This is a genomic window from Cupriavidus sp. L7L, from assembly GCF_004353535.1.
Classification (GTDB): Bacteria; Pseudomonadota; Gammaproteobacteria; order Burkholderiales; family Burkholderiaceae; genus Cupriavidus; species Cupriavidus oxalaticus_A.
This window is the reverse complement of sequence record NZ_SMNY01000003.1, coordinates 78,757-96,097: the sequence shown is the minus strand read 5'-3', so window position 1 is coordinate 96,097 and position 17,341 is coordinate 78,757. Positions and strand designations below refer to the sequence as shown.

Sequence of the window (17,341 nt, the reverse complement as noted above, 5' to 3'; positions counted from 1 at the left end):
ACCAAAAAAATGCGCCTGGTCGCGCTTTGACACGCGAGCAGGCGCCAGTTCCCTTTACCTCTACGTCTACCTCTACCTCTTCCCTTTTCTACTTCTTGTCTTGCTGTCCGGCGGCACCGCATTGAAGCGGCACGGCCGGAGTCTATCCGTCAGAACTTATGGCGAATATTCACCATGACCCCCGTCTGATTCTCGCCCGGCGTGATCGTGCTGCCGAAGCCGTTCAGGCCAAGGTTGGAGTTGTCCTTGTTGTGCACGTATCCCACGTTCAGGAAGGCATCGGTACGCTTGGACAATGCGTAATTGGCGGATGCGACCAGCATCCACGGATCCTGCCCGTTACGCCGGTTGTTCAGGTAATAGCCCGCGCCGGTAAAGGTGAGGGCCGGTGTGGCCTGGAAACGGTAGCCCAGCCAGAACAGGTCGTTGCGGCGCGCGACACCGATATCGCCGTTGAACCAGCGATAGCCGGCCAAAACCGTCGAGCTGCCGAAGCTGACGTTGGCCGCCGCCGCGATGCGCCGGTCGGTCTGGCCCGAGTTCTGTCCGGTGATGCCACGCGTGCCTTGCTGCTGGTCATAGATCACGGTAGCGCCGAAGTTGCCGCCGGCGTACTCCAGGCCGCCGCCAAAGGCACGGTCGCTCTTGACGTCGCCGGGTACCTCGGTGCCGAGCGACGTAGTGCCTCCGCTGGTGATGCTGGTACCGCGCGCAAAGCTGTACAGGGCGGTTGCCGTGACGGGGCCGAACTTGCCGGTGTACTTGGCAGTGTTGTCGTAGCGGCCAGCAAGGTTGGGATCGATCGACAGCGCCGAATAGCGTGCCGCCAGCACCATCGGCTCATAGTTGATCAGCAAGTCGAACAGGGCGTTCTGCTGCCGGCCGAGCGTGACGCGGCCCCATTTGTGGTCCAGGCCCACGAACGCCTGGCGGCCGAACAGACGGCCGCCCTGGCTGGATACACCGCTGTCGAGATCGAAGCCGCTTTCCAGGGCATAGACCGCCTTCACGCCGCTGCCCAGGTCCTCCACGCCGCGCAGGCCCCAGCGCGAACCCGACACGTTGCCGGACGTCATGCGAAACAGCTTGTCGCCGGCGGCATTGGCGTTGTTCAGGTATTCCATCCCGATGTCCGCGACGCCATAGAGCGTGACGGACGATTGCGCGGCGGCGAATGGTGCAGTCATGGACAACAGCACTGCGGCGTAATACCGACTCTTCATAGGGCTCCTCCGTTGTGGTCTTGTATATGTGCGGAGTCTGTGAGATGTCGCGCAATGGCGTCAAAGCCAATGCGACAGCTGTGCCGTGCAATGAAATTGAAGACACATGGGGGAGTCCACCGGTGCGGGTAAACCTCATGGAAGCCGGCAGTTCTTGCTGCCAGAATGTACCTAACAAGCGTAAGGGATACGGGTGTAGCGATGTGTTCCCTTCTGCAAGCTGTAAGGAGTCGCAATGAGCCCTTCCTCACCCGTCACCATGACGCTGGAGCGTGGCCTCCAGGTGCTGCGCGCCTTTCGCGCGGAGCGTGTGCCCCTGACCAACGGGGAACTGGTGCGCCGGACGGGACTGTCCAAATCCACGGTGTCGCGGCTGACCATGACGCTGGTCAGCATGGGCTTCCTGCGCCGCGTGGCGGGGGGGCCGCAATTTGAGCTCGCCAGCGGACCGCTCGACATAGGCCACGCCTACCTGGAAACCAGCGCGGTCACGCGGCTGGCCCATCCGTTCATGCAACAACTGGCCGACCGGCTCAACGTTTCGGTGGCGCTGGCGGTGCCCGACCAGCTCGACATGCTTTACGTCGCGTATCGCACCAGCACGCGCATCGCCACGCTGCGCCTCGGCGTGGGATCGCTGCTGCCAATGGGGCTGACGGCGATCGGGCGGGCGTGGCTGTGGGGATTGCCCGAGGACACACGTGCGGGCTACGTTGCCTCGGTGGTAGAGGCCGCAGGGCCGCAGGCCGAAGAGGTGCAGAAGAACATCGAGGCGGCGTTCGAGGACCTGCGCACGAGCGGCGTGTGCATGTCGCTCGGCGAATACCAGCGCAATGCCTACGGCATCGCCCTGCCGCTCAGAGTGGGGCGCGCGGACACGCTGATGGCGCTGAACTGTGGGGCGGTCGAACTGCGCCCGGACGTCGACGCGATTCGGGCGCGCATCGTGCCGGAACTGAGGGCCGCCGCGGTGGAGTTGATGGTGCTGCTGCGCGATGTTGGCAGCGAGGCTTAGTGTGCCGGGCCGGGGTTGCGTTGCGTATTCCGGAAGCCACAGTCCGGGCCGCGGACCTCACGCGGGGAGCGCCCGCGCGCGCCGTCGCACCCCGGCTCCCGATGCACACGGCCAGGCCCGGCGCTGCGGACCGCGACCACGGCATTCCAAAGTACGGCACAACTCCGCTGCCTTGATTGACTTGCTTCGGTGCGTCGCGCACGCTGGACTTATGCGATGGCGCTCCTGATGCGGCATGAACTGTCTTGACCGCATCGCGCCGCAGCAACCGTACAACCAATACGCTTGGATTTTCGATGAGTGACACTCTGCACAATGATTGGATCCCTACGGGAGACGATATCGCCACGGCGAACGTGTCGGCGCTGGTCACGCGCCTGGGCCTGAAGGACTACGACGAATTGCTGGCCTTCTCCAACGAGAAGCCTGACGCCTACTGGGACGCCGTCATCGACTTCTGCGGGATGGTGTGGGACGTGCCGTACACGCAGTATGTGGATGCCTCCAAGGGCAAGCCGTTCCCGAAGTGGTTCCCGGGCGGGCAGCTCAACTGGGTCAAGTCCGCGCTGAGGTGGGCGGACGATCCCGCGATGGCGTCGCACACCGCCGTGGTGGCGGAAAAAGAGGGCGGCGCGGTCGAGCAGCTGAGCTATGCCGAACTGGCGCGCAAGGTAGCCGGCTTTGCCGGCGGCCTGAAGGCGCTTGGCGTCAAGCGCGGCGACCGTGTTGGCCTGCTGATGGAAAACGGCGTCGAGGCGACCGTAACTTCGCTGGCCGTCGCCTGGATCGGCGCGGTGACGGTGCCGCTATTCAGCGGCTTCGGCGTCGATGCGATCGTGTCGCGCCTGTCGTCGTGCTCGGCCAGCGCGCTCGTGGCCACGACCGGATTCTCGCGCCGAGGCAAGTGGGTCGATACGCGCAGCCTGGTCGACGAGGCGCTGTCGCGCCTGCCGGACATCGGCACCACGGTCTGGAAGCATGCGGGCGAAGCGATCCCCTTCGGCGACACAGTGGTTGACTGGAAGCAGGTGGCCAACGCGCAGCCGGCTGCCGCGCCGGAGCGGATGTCGCCGGACGATCCCTTCATGATCATCTATACCTCTGGCACCACCGGGAAGCCCAAGGGCACCGTGCATACGCACGGCAGCTTCCCGATGAAGATCGCACACGATTCGGCCATCCATTTCAATGTCAGCCCGAAGGATGTGTTCTGCTGGCCGGCGGACATGGGTTGGGTCGCCGGCACGCTGGTGATGTCGTGCGCGTTGCTGCGCGGCGCGACGCTGGTCTGCTACGACGGTGCCCCGGATTACCCGGACTGGTCCCGCATGTCGCGCATCGTCGAGCGCTACGGTGTGACGCACTTCGGCTCGGCGCCGACGCTGATCCGGGGTCTGGCGGCCAACGAGGCCATCGCCACGCAAGGCGATACGTCGACGGTCAGGCTGCTGATCACGGCCGGCGAGGGCATCGATCCTGAACACTTCGTGTGGTTCCAGAAGGCGTTCGGCGGTGGCCGCCGCCCGGTCATCAACTACACCGGCGGTACCGAGGTGTCTGGCGCACTGCTGTCCAGCGTCATCGTCAAGCCGATCAGCCCGGCCGGGTTCAATACTGCCTCGCCGTCGGTGGCGGCCGATGTGGTAGATGCGGACGGCAAGTCGCTGACCAACACCGTGGGCGAGCTGGCGATCCGCCGCCCGTTCGTCGGCATGACACAGTCGTTCTGGCAGGATGACGAGCGCTATCTCGACACCTACTGGAACACCGTGCCGGGCATCTGGGTGCACGGCGACCTGGCGCTGCGCCGTGACGACGGCACCTGGTTCATGATGGGCCGCTCCGACGACACCATCAAGCTGGCGGGCAAGCGCCTTGGCCCGGCCGAGATCGAGGACGTGCTGCTCGAACTGCCGGAGATCGCCGAAGCCGCCGCTATCGGCGTGGAGGACCCGGTCAAGGGACAGAAACTGGTTGTGTTCCTGGTGCCATCGGCCGCCATGACGCAGTCGAACGCGGCGCTGGCGGCCGCCGTCAGCAAGCATGTCGACGGCCGGCTGGGGCGCCCGTTCCGCCCGTCCGTGGTCCACGTGGTCGCGCAGCTGCCCAAGACGCGTAGCTCCAAGATCATGCGCCGCGTGATCCGCAGCGTTTACACCGGCTTGCCTGCCGGCGACCTGTCGGCGCTGGACAACCCGCCGGCACTCGAAGAGATTCGCGCCGCTGCCGCGCATTGACGTCACCGTGACGGCGCATTGATTGACGGGGGCGTGTGTATTTCTTGTTCGCTTCACACGCCACCGCACTTTTGTTCAGGAGATTCCATGTCGAAAAGCAATGCCGCCGCGGGCGCGGCCTATGAGAACTATTCAAGCCTGGCGTTTGACCGCCCGAGCGAGGGCGTCCTGCGCATCACGCTGAACCGTCCCGAGCGCCTGAATGCGCTGGATGCACGCGGCCACGACGAGATCGCCCGCGTTTGGCGCGATATTGACGCCGACCCCACGGTCAGCGCCGTGGTGCTGTGCGGCGCCGGCAAGGCCTTCTCCGCCGGCGGCGACTTCGACATGGTCGAGGAGATGATCGACTCCTTCGAGGCGCGCGCCCGCGTCTGGCGCGAGTCGAAAGACCTGGTCTATAACATCATCAACTGCTCCAAGCCGATCGTCTCGGCGATCCACGGCTCTGCGGTTGGCGCCGGACTGGTTGCCGCGCTGCTGGCCGATATCTCCGTGGCGGCCCGCACCGCGCGCCTGGTGGATGGCCATACGCGCCTCGGCGTCGCGGCCGGCGACCACGCCGCGATCGTGTGGCCGCTGCTGTGCGGCATGGCCAAGGCGAAGTACCACCTGATGCTGTACGAGCCGGTGAGCGGCGAGAAGGCGGAGCAGATGGGGCTGGTGTCGCTCGCCGTGGACGAGGCGGAGTTGCAGGACACGGCGGTATCGATCGCCACGCGGCTGGCCAATGGCGCGCCGTCGGCGATCCGCTGGACCAAGTATTCGCTGAACAACTGGCTGCGCCAGGCCGGCCCGACCTTCGATGCCTCGCTGGCGCTGGAGATGTTCGGTTTCGGCGGCCCGGAGGTCAAGGAAGGCGTGGCCTCGTTCCGCGAGAAGCGCGCTCCGGTGTTCCCGCGCACGACCACGGCCTGAGCGGGAAGGGCGACGACGGGCCGGGCGATCCGCCCTCGTTGTCGGCGCATTTTCCTGGGGTCGGGCGATGTTGCGGTGTCCGCTCTGGGGGGCTGCGCCGGCTGGCCTGCCACCAATGACCTCGACTCCGCATTCCATGATCGCTTCGGCTTGTCGCTGGATGCGGCCAGGCGGCTTGCGATCCGCTGCTCTTCCGACCGGCGGCTCTCGGTCGCCTGAGCTGGGTGACGTGGTACGCCGGTTTCCGCTGCCGATCCAGCCAGACAATTTCGATGCACGGAACGTCTTGGAAGCCTTGATTGACCAGCAAAGGGCCGGCGGTCAGGATCGATTCCATCAGCCGTCGTCTCACCCAGACGAGGCAACCAGTGAGATGGAAGCTAAAGAAGATGTCCAAGGTTCTTGAAGGTATCCGCGTCCTCGATTTCGGACGCTTCATTGCCGGCCCGTTCTGCGCAGCGCTGCTCGCGGACTACGGTGCCGACGTCATCCGTATCGACCGGGTAGGGGGCAGCGAAGACCGGTTCATCGTGCCGGTCACGGATTCAGGGGAGGGAGCCCTGTTCCTGCAGTGCAACCGCAACAAACGCTCGATCACGCTGGACATCGACAGCGAGGAGGGCCGCGAGGTGGTGCGCCGCCTGGTGGAGAAGGCTGACGTGGTGGTGGCGAACATGCCGCCGAAAACGCTGGCGAACCTGGGGCTGGATTACGCGACATTGAGCGCGATCAATCCCGGCATCATCCTGACCGCTTCGACGGCCTTCGGCTCGCATGAAGGCGCTGGCCACCGAGTTGGCTTCGACGGAGTGGGGCAGGCGATGAGCGGCGCTGTCTATATGTCGGGCACACCCGACAGCCCCACCAAGGCGATGGTGCCGGTGGTCGATTTCTCGACCGCCTTGTCGTGCGCGCTCGGCACAGTGATGGCGCTCTACGAGCGGCGCAACAGCGGGCGCGGGCAATGCGTCGAGGCGTCACTGCTGCAGACGGCGCTGAACCTGTCCAGCGGGGCGCTGATCGAGGAAGCGGCGCTTGCCATCGACCGGCAGGCGATGGGCAACCGCAGCCCCTCCTATGGGCCCTCGGACATCTTCCGCGTGGCCGATGGCTGGATCATCGCCCAGGTGATCGGGCAGCCACTGTTCCGGCGCTGGGCCAACCTGATCGGTGCGCCGGAACTGGTGGACGATCCCCGCTTCCGCGACGACTTGCGGCGCGGCGAGCAGGGTGAGTTCCTGAGCGGCCTGATGGGCAAATGGTGCGCGAGCCGCACCCGCGATGACGCGCTGCGGGAACTGGAGAAGGCCAGGATCCCGGCGGCGCCGGTCTATTCCCCGCGCGAGGCGCTGGATGATGCCTCGATTCAGGAGTCGGGCGCCTACATCTGGCTCGACTACCCGGGCCTGCCGCGCAAGGCGCCGATCGTGGCGCCGCCGGCGATGTTGTCGCGTACCCCGCCCGATGTTGTGCGGCGCCCGCCCACGGTCGGCGAACACACCGAAGAAGTGCTGGCTGAGGTGGGTTACGACCGCTCGCAGGTGCAAGCCATGCGCAAGGCCGGCATCGTCTGACAGCACGATCCGCACCACCAGCGCACCACCAGCAATTCGCACAATGCGAACTGGTGGTTCGCCAGTGACTACTTGAGCGCAACCGGCCGGCTCCACTAGCATTGAATCAAAGCAATGGGGGCCTGCCGGAGCCAAGTCAGGCCGGGAAAGCGCGGCGCCGGCGCGTCGTTAGCAGTGGTAAGGCAATGGAAGTGACAAGGGCCCGGGCGCATGACGGCGGGCCGACAAGAAAGGAGACAGTAGTGCCAGCAAATCAATCGCGGCCACTTGAAGGCATCCGCGTACTGGACCTGACCGTGGCGCTTGCCGGGCCATATGGCTCGCTGTTGCTTGGCGGCATGGGCGCGGAGGTGATCCGCGTGGAAGCGCCCGGTGGTGGGGACATCGCACGGACCAACCCGCCGTTCGTGGGCAGCCACGGCATCCACTTTGGCCAGCGTGAAGACGGCGAGGTATCGCTGACGGTCCTGAACCGGGCCCGCAACAAGAAGAGCATCACGCTGGACCTGAAATCGGAGCAGGGCCGCGAGCTGTTCATGCGGCTGGCCGAGGAATCGGACGTCGTGCTCGAGAACTTCAGCGAGGGTACCACCGCCAAGCTCGGCGTGGACTACGAGCAGGTGAAGCAGCGCAATCCGCGCATCGTCTACGCGTCGGTCAAGGCGATGGGCGAGCCCAGTGCGTTCCCGGGGCTCAAGGGCATGGACATCATCGTCCAGGCGCTCAGCGGCCTGATGGAGGTCACTGGCTACGCCGATGGCCCGCCGACGCGCTGCGGCCTGCCGATCGCGGACCTGGTCGCGCCGATGTATGTCGTCAATGGCATCCTGGCCGCGCTGATTCACCGGGGCCGCACCGGCGAGGGCCAGCGCGTGCAGGTGTCGATGCTGGATTGCCTGGCATCGTGGGTGGCCGAAGAGCACTTTGACGTCATGGGACGGGAAGGCTATCCCTCGCGCACTGGCAATTACCACGACCGGCTCGCGCCGTTCGGGGTCTATCCGACGCTGGACGGGCACGTGGCGATTGTCGCGTTCCAGCCTGACTGGATGCGCGGGCTGCTGGAATCGATCGGCCAGCCCGAGCTGCTCGAGGACCCGCGTTTCAGCGGCCGCGGGCCGCGCATGCGCAATGCCGCGGCACTCAACGAGGTAATCGCGGGCTGGACGAAGCGGCGCAACTCGGCCGAGGTGGTGCGCGAACTGCTGGACAAGCGCGGCGTGCCCTGCGCGCCGGTGCGCAAGCCCAACGAGGTGCTGCACGACCCCCGGCTGCATGAGAGCGGTGCGCTGATGAACCTGGCCCACCCCGATTTCGGCCCGGTGGACGCGGTGGGCATGGGCCTGCCGATCCGGTTCTCAGCGACACCCTCGCAGTTCGACCGGCCTGCCATGGCGCTGGGTGGTGCCAACGAGGAGATCTACGGCAGGCTGCTCAAGCTCAGCCCGAAAGAGATCCAGGCATTGCGCGAAACGGGGATCGTCTAGCCATTGCTCGGCCGGCTGATCGTCTGATCCCTTCTCCCGCGAAGTGGGAGAGGGGAGCAAACCGCAGTCACCGGCCTGATTCAACAGGAGAAAATGTAATGATTTCACGCCGTAGCTGCCTGCAGTTGCTGCCCGCGCTGGCAACGCTACCGTTGTCGGCGCTTGCGCACGCCTACCCGTCCCACCCGGTCCGCTTTATCGTGCCGCTGAGCCCTGGCTCCGGTACCGACGTCGTTGCGCGCTACATGAGCTCGGAGTTGGCAAAGGCCATGGGCGGATCGTTCGTCGTCGAGAACCGCATGGGAGCCAGCGGGATCATCGGCACAGATCTGGTAGCAAAGGCACCCGCCGACGGCTATACGATCCTGTTCAACTACGCGGCGCACTACTCGAACCAGTTCGTGGAGAGGACGCCGTATGACGCGGTCGCCGACTTCGAGCCGATCGCCCGCCTGGCGACCTCGGCGATGGTGCTGGTCACTGCGGCGAACTCACCGTTGCAAACGGTGCGAGATCTCATTACCGCCGCGAAACGCAAGCCGGACGGGCTGTCCTATGGCTCACCCGGCAATGGCACCACGCCGCAGATGGCGGCGGCGCTGATGAGCAATATGGCCGGGATCCGGATGAACCACATTGCATACAAGGCGCCGGCGCAGGTCGCAGTCGATGTGGCGGGCGGACAGCTGGATGCCGGCTTCGGCGGCGTGGCCACGTCGCTGCCGCTGGTGAGGGCGGGGCGTTTGCGAGTGCTGGCCGTGACCAGCAAGCAGCGGTCGACCTATTTCCCCGACGCGCCCACCCTGGACGAGGCTGGCTTGAAGGGCTATGAACTGGTCACCCCGATCTGGGCATTTGCCCGCCGCGGCACGCCGCAGGCAATCATCACGCAGTTGTCCGACGCCATGACTAAAGCCGCCGCGGCGCCGGCCTTCAAGGCGTTCTGCACCAGCCAGGGGCTGGAGGTCGACATCCAGGACGCTGCCAAGGCCCGCTCCAATGCGGCGGCCGAACTTGAGCGCTGGAAGAAGCTGGTGGCGCTGTCTCAGGCGAAGGCAGGATGACAACGCCCGCATGCTGAGGGCTATCTACCCTCGCTGAATGCCGGGGAGGGGGATTCGGTTCGCGATCGGGAGGTGCTGCTGCAGCATTGGTTCACGAAGCCACGGCCTGCGCCCGTCGCGCCGGCTTGCGCACCTGCTTGGGCCGGACGCCTTCAAACAGGATCGCGCAGAGTTCGTCGATCACCTTTTCGGGCGAACCCTTCTTCGGGTTGAACCAGGTCTGCACTGAAGTAATCGTGCTCAGGACGAACACGCGGCACAGGGCGATGTCGATGTCCTCGCGCAGGTGTCCTTCGTTGCGCAGGTCTTCCAGCATGCCGCTCCAGAACGTCTGATGCTGGGCCCGTCGCCTGAGATGGCGCTCGCGCACCTTGTCCGGCAACTCGGCCAGCTGGCGCCCATGCGCAAGGGTGTAGTCGCCGTACTTGATCATCGCGCTGAAGAGGCCGAGCAGGCCGGCGCGGAAGCGCTGCTCGGCGTCGGCGCCTGGCGGGAGCGCCGCGATGCGCGCCTGTGTGTGCGCAAAGATGCTTTGGGCGCCGTGTTCCATCACCGCATCCAGCAACTCTTCCTTCGAGGAGAAGTGATAGTAGATGCTGGCCGCTTCAATGCCGGCCTGGTCGGCGATCCCGCGCATGGTCGTGGCGGCATAGCCTTGCGTGCCAAAGGCGCGCGCCGCCAGGCGCATCAGCTTCTCGCGGGTATCCACAGTGGTGGCGTTGGCCTGGCGTTTTGTCATGATTGATGAGGGCCGGAGCCGGGTTCCTGGCAGGGTTGGCGGATACTTCCCATGGACGTTACTTCATCGGGCGCACAAAATCTACCTAACGTTTGTGGGAGCAGGTCCGCGCTGAGCCCCCCGCTGGCCGAGCGCAGGATTTCATATGCGCTGGACTATCGGTGCAGGCGTGCTGCCGGAAACCACAGCCCGGTATGCAATCACCGGCATGACCAAAGCCGCAGCCGCCGACTATGGCCGGCAGAGCATCCGCGTCAATGCGATCGCGCCTGCCTCGACGCGCACGCCGTTGTACCTGCACTACTTGAAGACCAAGCCCGATCACGAGGAACGGGTGAACGGTCTGCACCTGCCCGGTCGCGCCAGCGAGCCAATTGCACAGGCTCAAGCTGCGATGTGCTTGCTGTCCGATGCCGCGTCGTTCGTCACTGGCGTGACCCTGCCGCTGGACGGTGGCTACACCGCCGTGTGAACGGGGAAGCCAGGAGGGCCCGGTATGCGCGCCATGTGATGGCGCGCATTGGCAGGAATGAGCGTAGCCGTGCTCAGAAGAGGAATACGCCCTTGCCCCCGGCCTGGCCGTCGAAGCGACGATACGCCTCGTCGGCTTGTTCGAGCCGCCAGTGGTCGGTGAACAGCTTGCCCACTTCAACGCCATGACGGGCGATGAAGTGGGCGCATTCCTTCATGCCAACCTCCGAGAATGTGTAGGAGCCGATCACGGTCCGTTGCTTGCCGATCAGGTCCTTCATCGCGTCGACGTTGAGATTCCCGCCGACCGCCACCAGGGCAATCTTCCCCCATGGCCGGGTGCAGCGCACCGCCTGCTGCCTGGGTACTTCGCCGCCCGCGCACTCCACTGCGCAGCTCACGCCCTTGCCACCGGTGAGCCGGAGGATTTCCGCCACGGCATCCACCTGGCTGCCATCGATGGCATGGGCGACCCCGAACTGCCTGGCCTGCCTGACGCGATCCGCCGAGATATCCACACCGATGACCTCGACGCCCATCGCGGCCGCGAGCTGCGCGGCAGACAGGCCGACGGGGCCCAGCCCGAACACCGCCAGGGTGTCGCGCGCGCTGATATCCAGCCGTAGCAGCGCGCCATAAGCGGTGCCAGTGCCGCAGGAAATCGCCGCACCGCCCGCGAAAGACACCTCGTCCGGCAGGTGGACCAGCGATGAGACCGGTACCTTCATGTAGTCGGCGTGGCCGCCATGGGCGATCACGCCGTGCACGGTGGCACCGTGATCGCACAACTGCGTCCAGCCTGTGCGGCACGCGTCGCAGAAGCTGCAGCCTTCGTAATGGAACACCATGACGCGATCGCCGACCTTGAACGCCTTCGGGTTCACGCCCGGGCCTACCGCAGCGATCACGCCACACGGCTCATGGCCGCCAATGATCGGCGCGTTCTCGTCGATGCCGCGCGACGCCAGGTCCTTGAACCCCAGGGACCGGATCACTTCGGCGGGACTGTGCCGGTAGAAGTGCAGGTCGCTGCCGCACATGCCCGACGCCTTCATTTCGATCACTACCTCGCCCACGCCCGGAGTCGGGTCGGGGAAGTTCATGAGCTCGAGCTTGCGATCACCTTTGAATACAACACCACGCATAGATTTCTCCGTATAGACGGTATGCAGACAGACAGGCGCCCAGGTCGCGGGCCTCAGCCAAGATTCATGTAGACGGCCTTCTGGTAGAGGTAGCTGTCCACCTGCTCGGCAGCGCCCTTCCAGCCATAGCCACTAAGCTTGTAGCCGCCGAATCCGACCTGCGGATCCAGCACGCCATAACAGTTGACCCAGATGGTTCCGGCCTGGATGCCCTGTGCAAACCTGTGCGCGGTGGACAGGTTCTGCGTCCAGACACCCCCGGCCAGGCCATAGCTGGTGTCATTGGCGATGCGCAGCGCCTGGTCCGGCGTGTCGAATGGCATGACCGAAGCGACCGGGCCGAAAATCTCCTCGCGCGCAATGGTCATGTCGTTGTGCACGCCTGTAAACACGGTCGGCTCGACGAAATAGCCCGCGGCCAGCTCACCGCCCAGGCGCCGGCCGCCACAGGCGAGCTGGGCGCCTTCCTGGCCGCCCACGTCGACGTAGTGCATCACGCGATCGAGCTGGCGCTGCGAGACGATCGGCCCCAGCTGCACTTGCGGATCGAGGCCGTTGCCGATCTTGAGCGAGGTGCTGAAGGCCTTCAGTCGTTCGATGAATTCGTCGTAGATCCGGCGCTGCACCAGCACGCGCGTACCGGCGGCACAGATCTGGCCGGTGTTGGTGAACACGCCCATGGCCACGCCGGGCACGGCCTTGCCCAGGTCGGCGTCATCGAACACGATGTCGGGCGACTTGCCGCCGAGCTCCACCGACACCCGCTTGAAGTTGCCGGCCGACGCCTGGACGATCTTGCGCCCGGTCTCGGGCGAGCCGGTGAAAGCGATGCGGTCCACGCCGGGGTGCTCGGCCAGTGCGCTGCCTGCTTCGCCGCCGTAGCCGGTCACCACGTTGATCACCCCGGGTGGCACGCCTGCTTCCAGCAGCAGTTCGGCCATGCGCAGCGAGCTCAGCGAGGCATCCTCGGCCGGCTTGAGCACCGCGGTGCAGCCGGTGGCAAGGGTCGCGCCAAGAATCCACCACTGGCTCATCAGCGGGCCGCTCCAGGGAATAATGCCGGCGACCACGCCCACCGGCGCCTTGATCTTGAGCGTCGCAAAGTTGCCGGGCAGGGCGTTCATCGGGGTCTGCACACTACCGGCGGCCGTCTGCGACGAGTAGAACAGGATCAGCTGCAGCAGGAATGACTTCATGCCGCGCGTGCGCGCCAGCGGCGCGCCCATGTCCAGCGTCTCGATCGATGGCAGCTCGTCGAAGTGCTTCTCCACCAGGTCGTGGATGCGGATCAGCAGGCGCTGGCGATCGCTGTGCGTCCACTGGCTCCAGGGGCCTTCGAAGGCCTGACGCGCCGCCGCGACGGCCCGGCCGATGTCGGCCGGGCCCGCCTGCGCCAGGCGCGCGATGACCTCGCCGGTGGCGGGATTGACCGTGTCAAAGGCCTTGCCGGACGCGGCCGACACCCATTCGCCGCCGATCAGGAGGCGTTTGGTGCCGCCGACGAATGCCGGCGTCTGCACGCCGAATGTCATGTTGCTCATGCAATGTCTCCTTGAAATATTCTTGTGAAAGGAGGTGCTTGCGCCCCCGGCCACTTACGTCCTCAGCATCACGGCCTTGACCTGCGTGTAGGCGTCGATGGACTCCTGCCCGAATTCGCGCCCCCAGCCGGACTGCTTGTAGCCGCCGAACGGCATGGCGGGATCGGCCTCGCCATAGGTGTTGATCCACACACGCCCGGCCTTCAGCGCGCGCGCCACCTTGTGCGCCCGCGCGACGTCGCGGGTCCACACGGCCGCGGAGAGGCCGTAGGAGGTGTCGTTGCCCTTGAAGACGGCGTCGTCTTCGTCGCGGAACGGGATGATCGACAGGACCGGGCCGAAAATTTCCTCCTGTGCGATGCGCATGCCGTTGGTCACGCCGTCGAACACGGTCGGCGCGACGAAGTAGCCGCCTCCAGTCCACTGCGAGCCGCCCAGGCGCAGCGACGCACCGCCCGCCTGGCCTGCCTCGATATAGGACAGCACCCGATCGCGCTGTCTGGCCGAGATCAACGGGCCGAGCTTGGTGTCTGGCGCCAGCGGGTCGCCCACGGTGTAGGTGGCGGCCAGGCGGGCGACGCGCTCCGAAACCTCGTCATGCACGCTCTCGTGGACGAACAGCCGGGTGCCTGCCGAACACACCTGGCCGGAATTGCCGCAGAAGGTCTTGACGGCAGCCTGGACGGCCTTGTCGAGATCCGCGTCGGCGAAGATGACGTTGGGCGATTTGCCGCCGAGTTCCAGCGTCACCTTCTTGAGGTTCGAGGTGGAGGCCTGCACGATTTGCTTGCCGATCGCCGTCGAGCCGGTGAAGGCGATCTTGTCGACATCGGGGTGCAGCGCCAGTGCTGCCCCGGCCGTGGCGCCGAAGCCGGGCAGCACGTTGATGACGCCCGGCGGCAGATCTGTCTCCTGGATCAGCTCGGCCAGCCGCAAGGACGTGAGACAGGCCAGCTCGGCGGGCTTGAGGATCAACGTGTTGCCGCAACACAGCGCGTTAGCCAGCTTGATCGAGGCCATCAGGATCGGCACGTTCCACGGGATGATCTGGCCGCACACGCCGAGGGGCTCGCGCAAGGTATAGACGAAGCCGGACGCATCGGATGGGATCGTGCTGCCCAGGATCTTCGAACACCAGCCGGCGTAATAGCGGAAGATGTCGGCCGCGGTGGAGGCCACGGCCGTGCTGAACCACAAGGGCATGCCGTTGTCGAGGGTCTCGATCGCGGCCAGTTCATCCACGTGCCGGTCGATCTGGTCCGCGATGCGCAGCAAGGCGCGCGTGCGCGCATGCGGCGACATGCCGACCCAGGACGATTTGTCGAAGGCGTGGCGCGCCGCGGCCACCGCCGCATCGACGTCGGCACTATCGGCTTCGGCGACATGGCAGAGCAGCGCTTCCGTGGCCGGGTTGATGACCTCGAAGGTCTTGCCGGATGCGGCCGCTACCCACTGCCCGCCAATGAGCAGGCGCTTCGGTCCAGCGCTGATCCATGCCCGCGCCGCGGCCAGCCCGGTGTCGACGTTGCCGGCCGTTGCGGTGGCTGTTTCGTTTCCCATATTGAACTCCTTGTCTTCTGCAGCGAGCGTGCGATGGCTGCATTCGCATTGGTAGATGTGCCTGGCATGCCTGCATGAACCGGCCCATGCAACGCCATCAGGCGACGGGTACGTCCACCCGGGTTGACAACACCTGGCTCAGCGGATGGTTCCTGCGGATCTGCGGATTGAACTCGGCCGGTGCGGCGCACAGGAACAGCGTGCGCCCGTCCTCGCCGCCCAGCGCGCAGGCATAGCAGTTGAGATTGCCGGTCGAGACCTCGTCGACAATCTCCCCGCCCGGAAGGACACGGATCGCCCGCGTCCTGACAAAGTCGGCCACCCAGATCGCGCCCTCGGCGTCAGCCTCCGCGATGCCGTCGGGCGCTACCACGATCTCGGCCATCGCCTGGATCGGGTCTGGATTCTCAGCCACTGGGCCAAAGCGCGCCCAGTCCCGGCGGTCGGATAACGTGCCGTCAGGCCGGATTTCGAAGGCCGACATACGGTTGGCAAACGACTCAGCGACCACGAGCGTGCGGCCGCCATCCACCACGACCGAACCGTTCGGGAAATGCAGCGGTTCGCTTACCACGGTCACGGCGCCGTCCGGATCCACGCGCACCAGCCGCGCGGGGCGGCGCGGTGCCAGCTTCATGACGTCGAACCCCAGGTTTCCCACCCAGGCGCGGCCATTGCGGTCCACGACCATGTCATTCGGTTCGAACTCAAGGTAGGGCGAGAGGTCGGCGTGCGTCACGACCGTGCCGTCATGCTCGCGGCGCAGCAGTTTGCGGTCGTGCATCGACACTGCCAGCAACCGTCCATCCGGCAACCAGCCGGTGCCGGATGGGCAGCCAGGCACCTCCAGTTCGGTGCGCAGGTCCGAGCCGTCCTCTTTTGCCGAATACACGCGGTAGGTGTACAAGTCGCTGAACCAGAAGCGGCCGTCGTGCCAGCGGGCACCCTCGGTATGCGTCAGGCCATCCAGCAGGACAGTCGTTATTCTCATGAATCGTCTTCTGGTTGAAGGCGCCGCCGGTGGCAGTCGGTCCCGGCTCGCGCTGGAGCGGGGCGGCTTCAGATTGCGGCCGCTTGGCCGATGTAGTGGTCCGCGATAACAGGGTCGTTGGCCAGATCTGCCGCGATGCCCTGCTTGACGATGCGGCCCTGTTCCAGCACCGCAGCGCGGTGCGCGGCTTCCGGCGCCAGGCGCGCGTTCTGTGCTACCGGTAGGATCGTCATGCCCTCGGCATTGAGCCGCTTCACCGCGCGGAACACGTCGGCGACCATTTCACATGACGCAGCCCAGCCGCGCCAAGAGCGTGACCCGGTTTGTCCCGTACTTCGATTTAGGAAAGTAAGAAGCCCCGCGAACTCAGGATTCCTTCGATAGTTGCGCGATGCGCTTCCAGTGCGCATCCTCCTTCGGCAAGTCGGCGAGAAACTGGCGGCGATCGGCGATATCGACGTACATCGACTGACGCGCACAGAAGGCCTTGAACTCGGGCGACTGGGCGATCCGCACCAGTTCGTCGGACAGGCGCTGGACGATGGGGGCCGGCGTCGCAACGGGGGCGAGGGCGCCGATCCACGACGCGACCTGGTAGCCCGCAACCCCCGCTTGCGCCGAGGTCGGGACGTCCGGGATCTCACCCCACCGCCCGGCGCTCGTAACGGCGAGACCGCGCAGCTTTCCCGCCTTGATCATCGGCACCACGCTGGGCGCCCCCTGGCAGGTGAAATCCACCTGGCCGGCAATGACGTCGGTCACGGCCGGGCCGTTGCCCTTGTAGGGGATATGCTTTGCGCGTGTATTCGTCAGATCGTTCAGCATCACCGAACAGAGATGAGAGGTGCTGCCCGCTCCCCCGGACGAATAGGTGATCTCGCCCGGCTTGCGCTTCATCGCCGCGACCAGGTCGCCCAGGGTCTTGTAAGGCGAGTCGGCCTTGACCACGATGCCCAGCGCGGAACTGCTCACCTTGGCAACCGGCGCAAAGTCCTTGACTGGATCGAACGTGACCGGGCCATTGGCAAACCACCGCGTGGTCAGGTGGGGAACACCGGCGAAGAGCAGCGTGTAGCCGTCCCCGGGAGCCTTGGCGACGGCGTCCGTGCCGATGAGCCCGCCGGCGCCGGCACGGTTGTCCACCATGACCGGGGTTTTCAGGTTCTTTGCCAGTGCTTCGGCAACAAAGCGTGCGGTAATGTCGACTGCCGTGCCTGGGGAGGCTGGCACGACAATGCGAATCGGCCGCGACGGATATTGCTGCGCAAACGCTGACGGCGCGCAGGCGACAACCCCTAGTGACGCCAGTGATTTCAGGAAATGCCTTCTGCTGAACATAATGTCTCCTCTCTTATGCCTCGAAGATAGGCGCGGCC

The 17,341-nt window shown here is 65.7% G+C and carries 15 protein-coding genes; 7 read left to right on the top strand and 8 right to left on the bottom strand.

Going from position 1 to position 17,341, the window contains the following annotated elements:
- Nucleotides 1-149: 149 nt before the first annotated feature.
- Nucleotides 150-1,187, bottom strand: coding sequence for a porin (locus E1J61_RS02430; RefSeq protein WP_243736739.1), 1,038 nt, complete (start codon nucleotides 1,185-1,187; stop codon nucleotides 150-152).
- Nucleotides 1,188-1,458: 271 nt separating this feature from the next.
- Here E1J61_RS02430 and E1J61_RS02425 point away from each other — a divergent pair, with 271 nt between their 5' ends.
- From E1J61_RS02425 to E1J61_RS02400, 6 genes are all read left to right on the top strand, one after another.
- Nucleotides 1,459-2,238 carry an IclR family transcriptional regulator gene (locus tag E1J61_RS02425; RefSeq protein WP_133092578.1) on the top strand — a complete coding sequence of 260 codons (780 nt, stop codon included), beginning with the start codon at nucleotides 1,459-1,461 and terminating at the stop codon, nucleotides 2,236-2,238.
- Nucleotides 2,239-2,534: 296 nt separating this feature from the next.
- Nucleotides 2,535-4,475, top strand: a complete 1,941-nt coding sequence (locus tag E1J61_RS02420) for an AMP-binding protein (protein WP_133092577.1) — start codon at nucleotides 2,535-2,537, stop codon at nucleotides 4,473-4,475.
- 87 nt (nucleotides 4,476-4,562) lie between these two features.
- Complete coding sequence (locus E1J61_RS02415; protein ID WP_133092576.1) at nucleotides 4,563-5,393, top strand: enoyl-CoA hydratase/isomerase family protein; 831 nt, start codon at nucleotides 4,563-4,565, stop codon at nucleotides 5,391-5,393.
- A gap of 389 nt (nucleotides 5,394-5,782) precedes the next feature.
- Entirely contained in the window at nucleotides 5,783-6,967 is a 1,185-nt protein-coding gene (locus tag E1J61_RS02410; protein ID WP_133092575.1) for a CaiB/BaiF CoA-transferase family protein, read from the top strand.
- Between the two features lie 242 nt (nucleotides 6,968-7,209).
- The gene (locus E1J61_RS02405; protein WP_243736738.1) at nucleotides 7,210-8,454 is read left to right on the top strand and encodes a CaiB/BaiF CoA-transferase family protein; all 1,245 of its coding nucleotides are present in this window, start codon (nucleotides 7,210-7,212) and stop codon (nucleotides 8,452-8,454) included.
- A gap of 125 nt (nucleotides 8,455-8,579) precedes the next feature.
- Nucleotides 8,580-9,518, top strand: coding sequence for a tripartite tricarboxylate transporter substrate binding protein (locus E1J61_RS02400; protein WP_243736737.1), 939 nt, complete (start codon nucleotides 8,580-8,582; stop codon nucleotides 9,516-9,518).
- A 91-nt stretch (nucleotides 9,519-9,609) separates the two neighbouring features.
- Here E1J61_RS02400 and E1J61_RS02395 read toward each other — a convergent pair whose 3' ends face one another.
- A complete protein-coding gene (locus tag E1J61_RS02395; RefSeq protein ID WP_133092572.1) occupies nucleotides 9,610-10,257 on the bottom strand; it encodes a TetR/AcrR family transcriptional regulator in 648 nt (215 codons plus the stop codon).
- Between the two features lie 145 nt (nucleotides 10,258-10,402).
- On the opposite strand from E1J61_RS02395, the gene E1J61_RS02390 reads away from it, so the two are divergent.
- Nucleotides 10,403-10,729, top strand: a complete 327-nt coding sequence (locus tag E1J61_RS02390; protein ID WP_133092571.1) for an SDR family oxidoreductase — start codon at nucleotides 10,403-10,405, stop codon at nucleotides 10,727-10,729.
- A 73-nt stretch (nucleotides 10,730-10,802) separates the two neighbouring features.
- On the opposite strand, the gene E1J61_RS02385 is transcribed toward E1J61_RS02390, so the two are convergent.
- From E1J61_RS02385 to E1J61_RS02360, 6 genes are all read right to left on the bottom strand, one after another.
- Nucleotides 10,803-11,873 (bottom strand): zinc-binding dehydrogenase, encoded by a 1,071-nt coding sequence (locus tag E1J61_RS02385; protein ID WP_133092570.1) that lies wholly within the window; start codon nucleotides 11,871-11,873, stop codon nucleotides 10,803-10,805.
- A gap of 53 nt (nucleotides 11,874-11,926) precedes the next feature.
- The gene (locus tag E1J61_RS02380) at nucleotides 11,927-13,414 is read right to left on the bottom strand and encodes an aldehyde dehydrogenase (RefSeq protein WP_243736736.1); all 1,488 of its coding nucleotides are present in this window, start codon (nucleotides 13,412-13,414) and stop codon (nucleotides 11,927-11,929) included.
- 54 nt (nucleotides 13,415-13,468) lie between these two features.
- Nucleotides 13,469-14,974, bottom strand: coding sequence for an aldehyde dehydrogenase family protein (locus E1J61_RS02375; RefSeq protein WP_133092569.1), 1,506 nt, complete (start codon nucleotides 14,972-14,974; stop codon nucleotides 13,469-13,471).
- Between the two features lie 97 nt (nucleotides 14,975-15,071).
- Nucleotides 15,072-15,965, bottom strand: a complete 894-nt coding sequence (locus E1J61_RS02370) for an SMP-30/gluconolactonase/LRE family protein (RefSeq protein WP_207951171.1) — start codon at nucleotides 15,963-15,965, stop codon at nucleotides 15,072-15,074.
- 68 nt (nucleotides 15,966-16,033) lie between these two features.
- Complete coding sequence (locus tag E1J61_RS02365; RefSeq protein ID WP_207951170.1) at nucleotides 16,034-16,246, bottom strand: hypothetical protein; 213 nt, start codon at nucleotides 16,244-16,246, stop codon at nucleotides 16,034-16,036.
- An 85-nt stretch (nucleotides 16,247-16,331) separates the two neighbouring features.
- Nucleotides 16,332-17,303, bottom strand: a complete 972-nt coding sequence (locus tag E1J61_RS02360) for a tripartite tricarboxylate transporter substrate binding protein (protein ID WP_165971406.1) — start codon at nucleotides 17,301-17,303, stop codon at nucleotides 16,332-16,334.
- Between the last annotated feature and the right edge of the window lie 38 nt (nucleotides 17,304-17,341).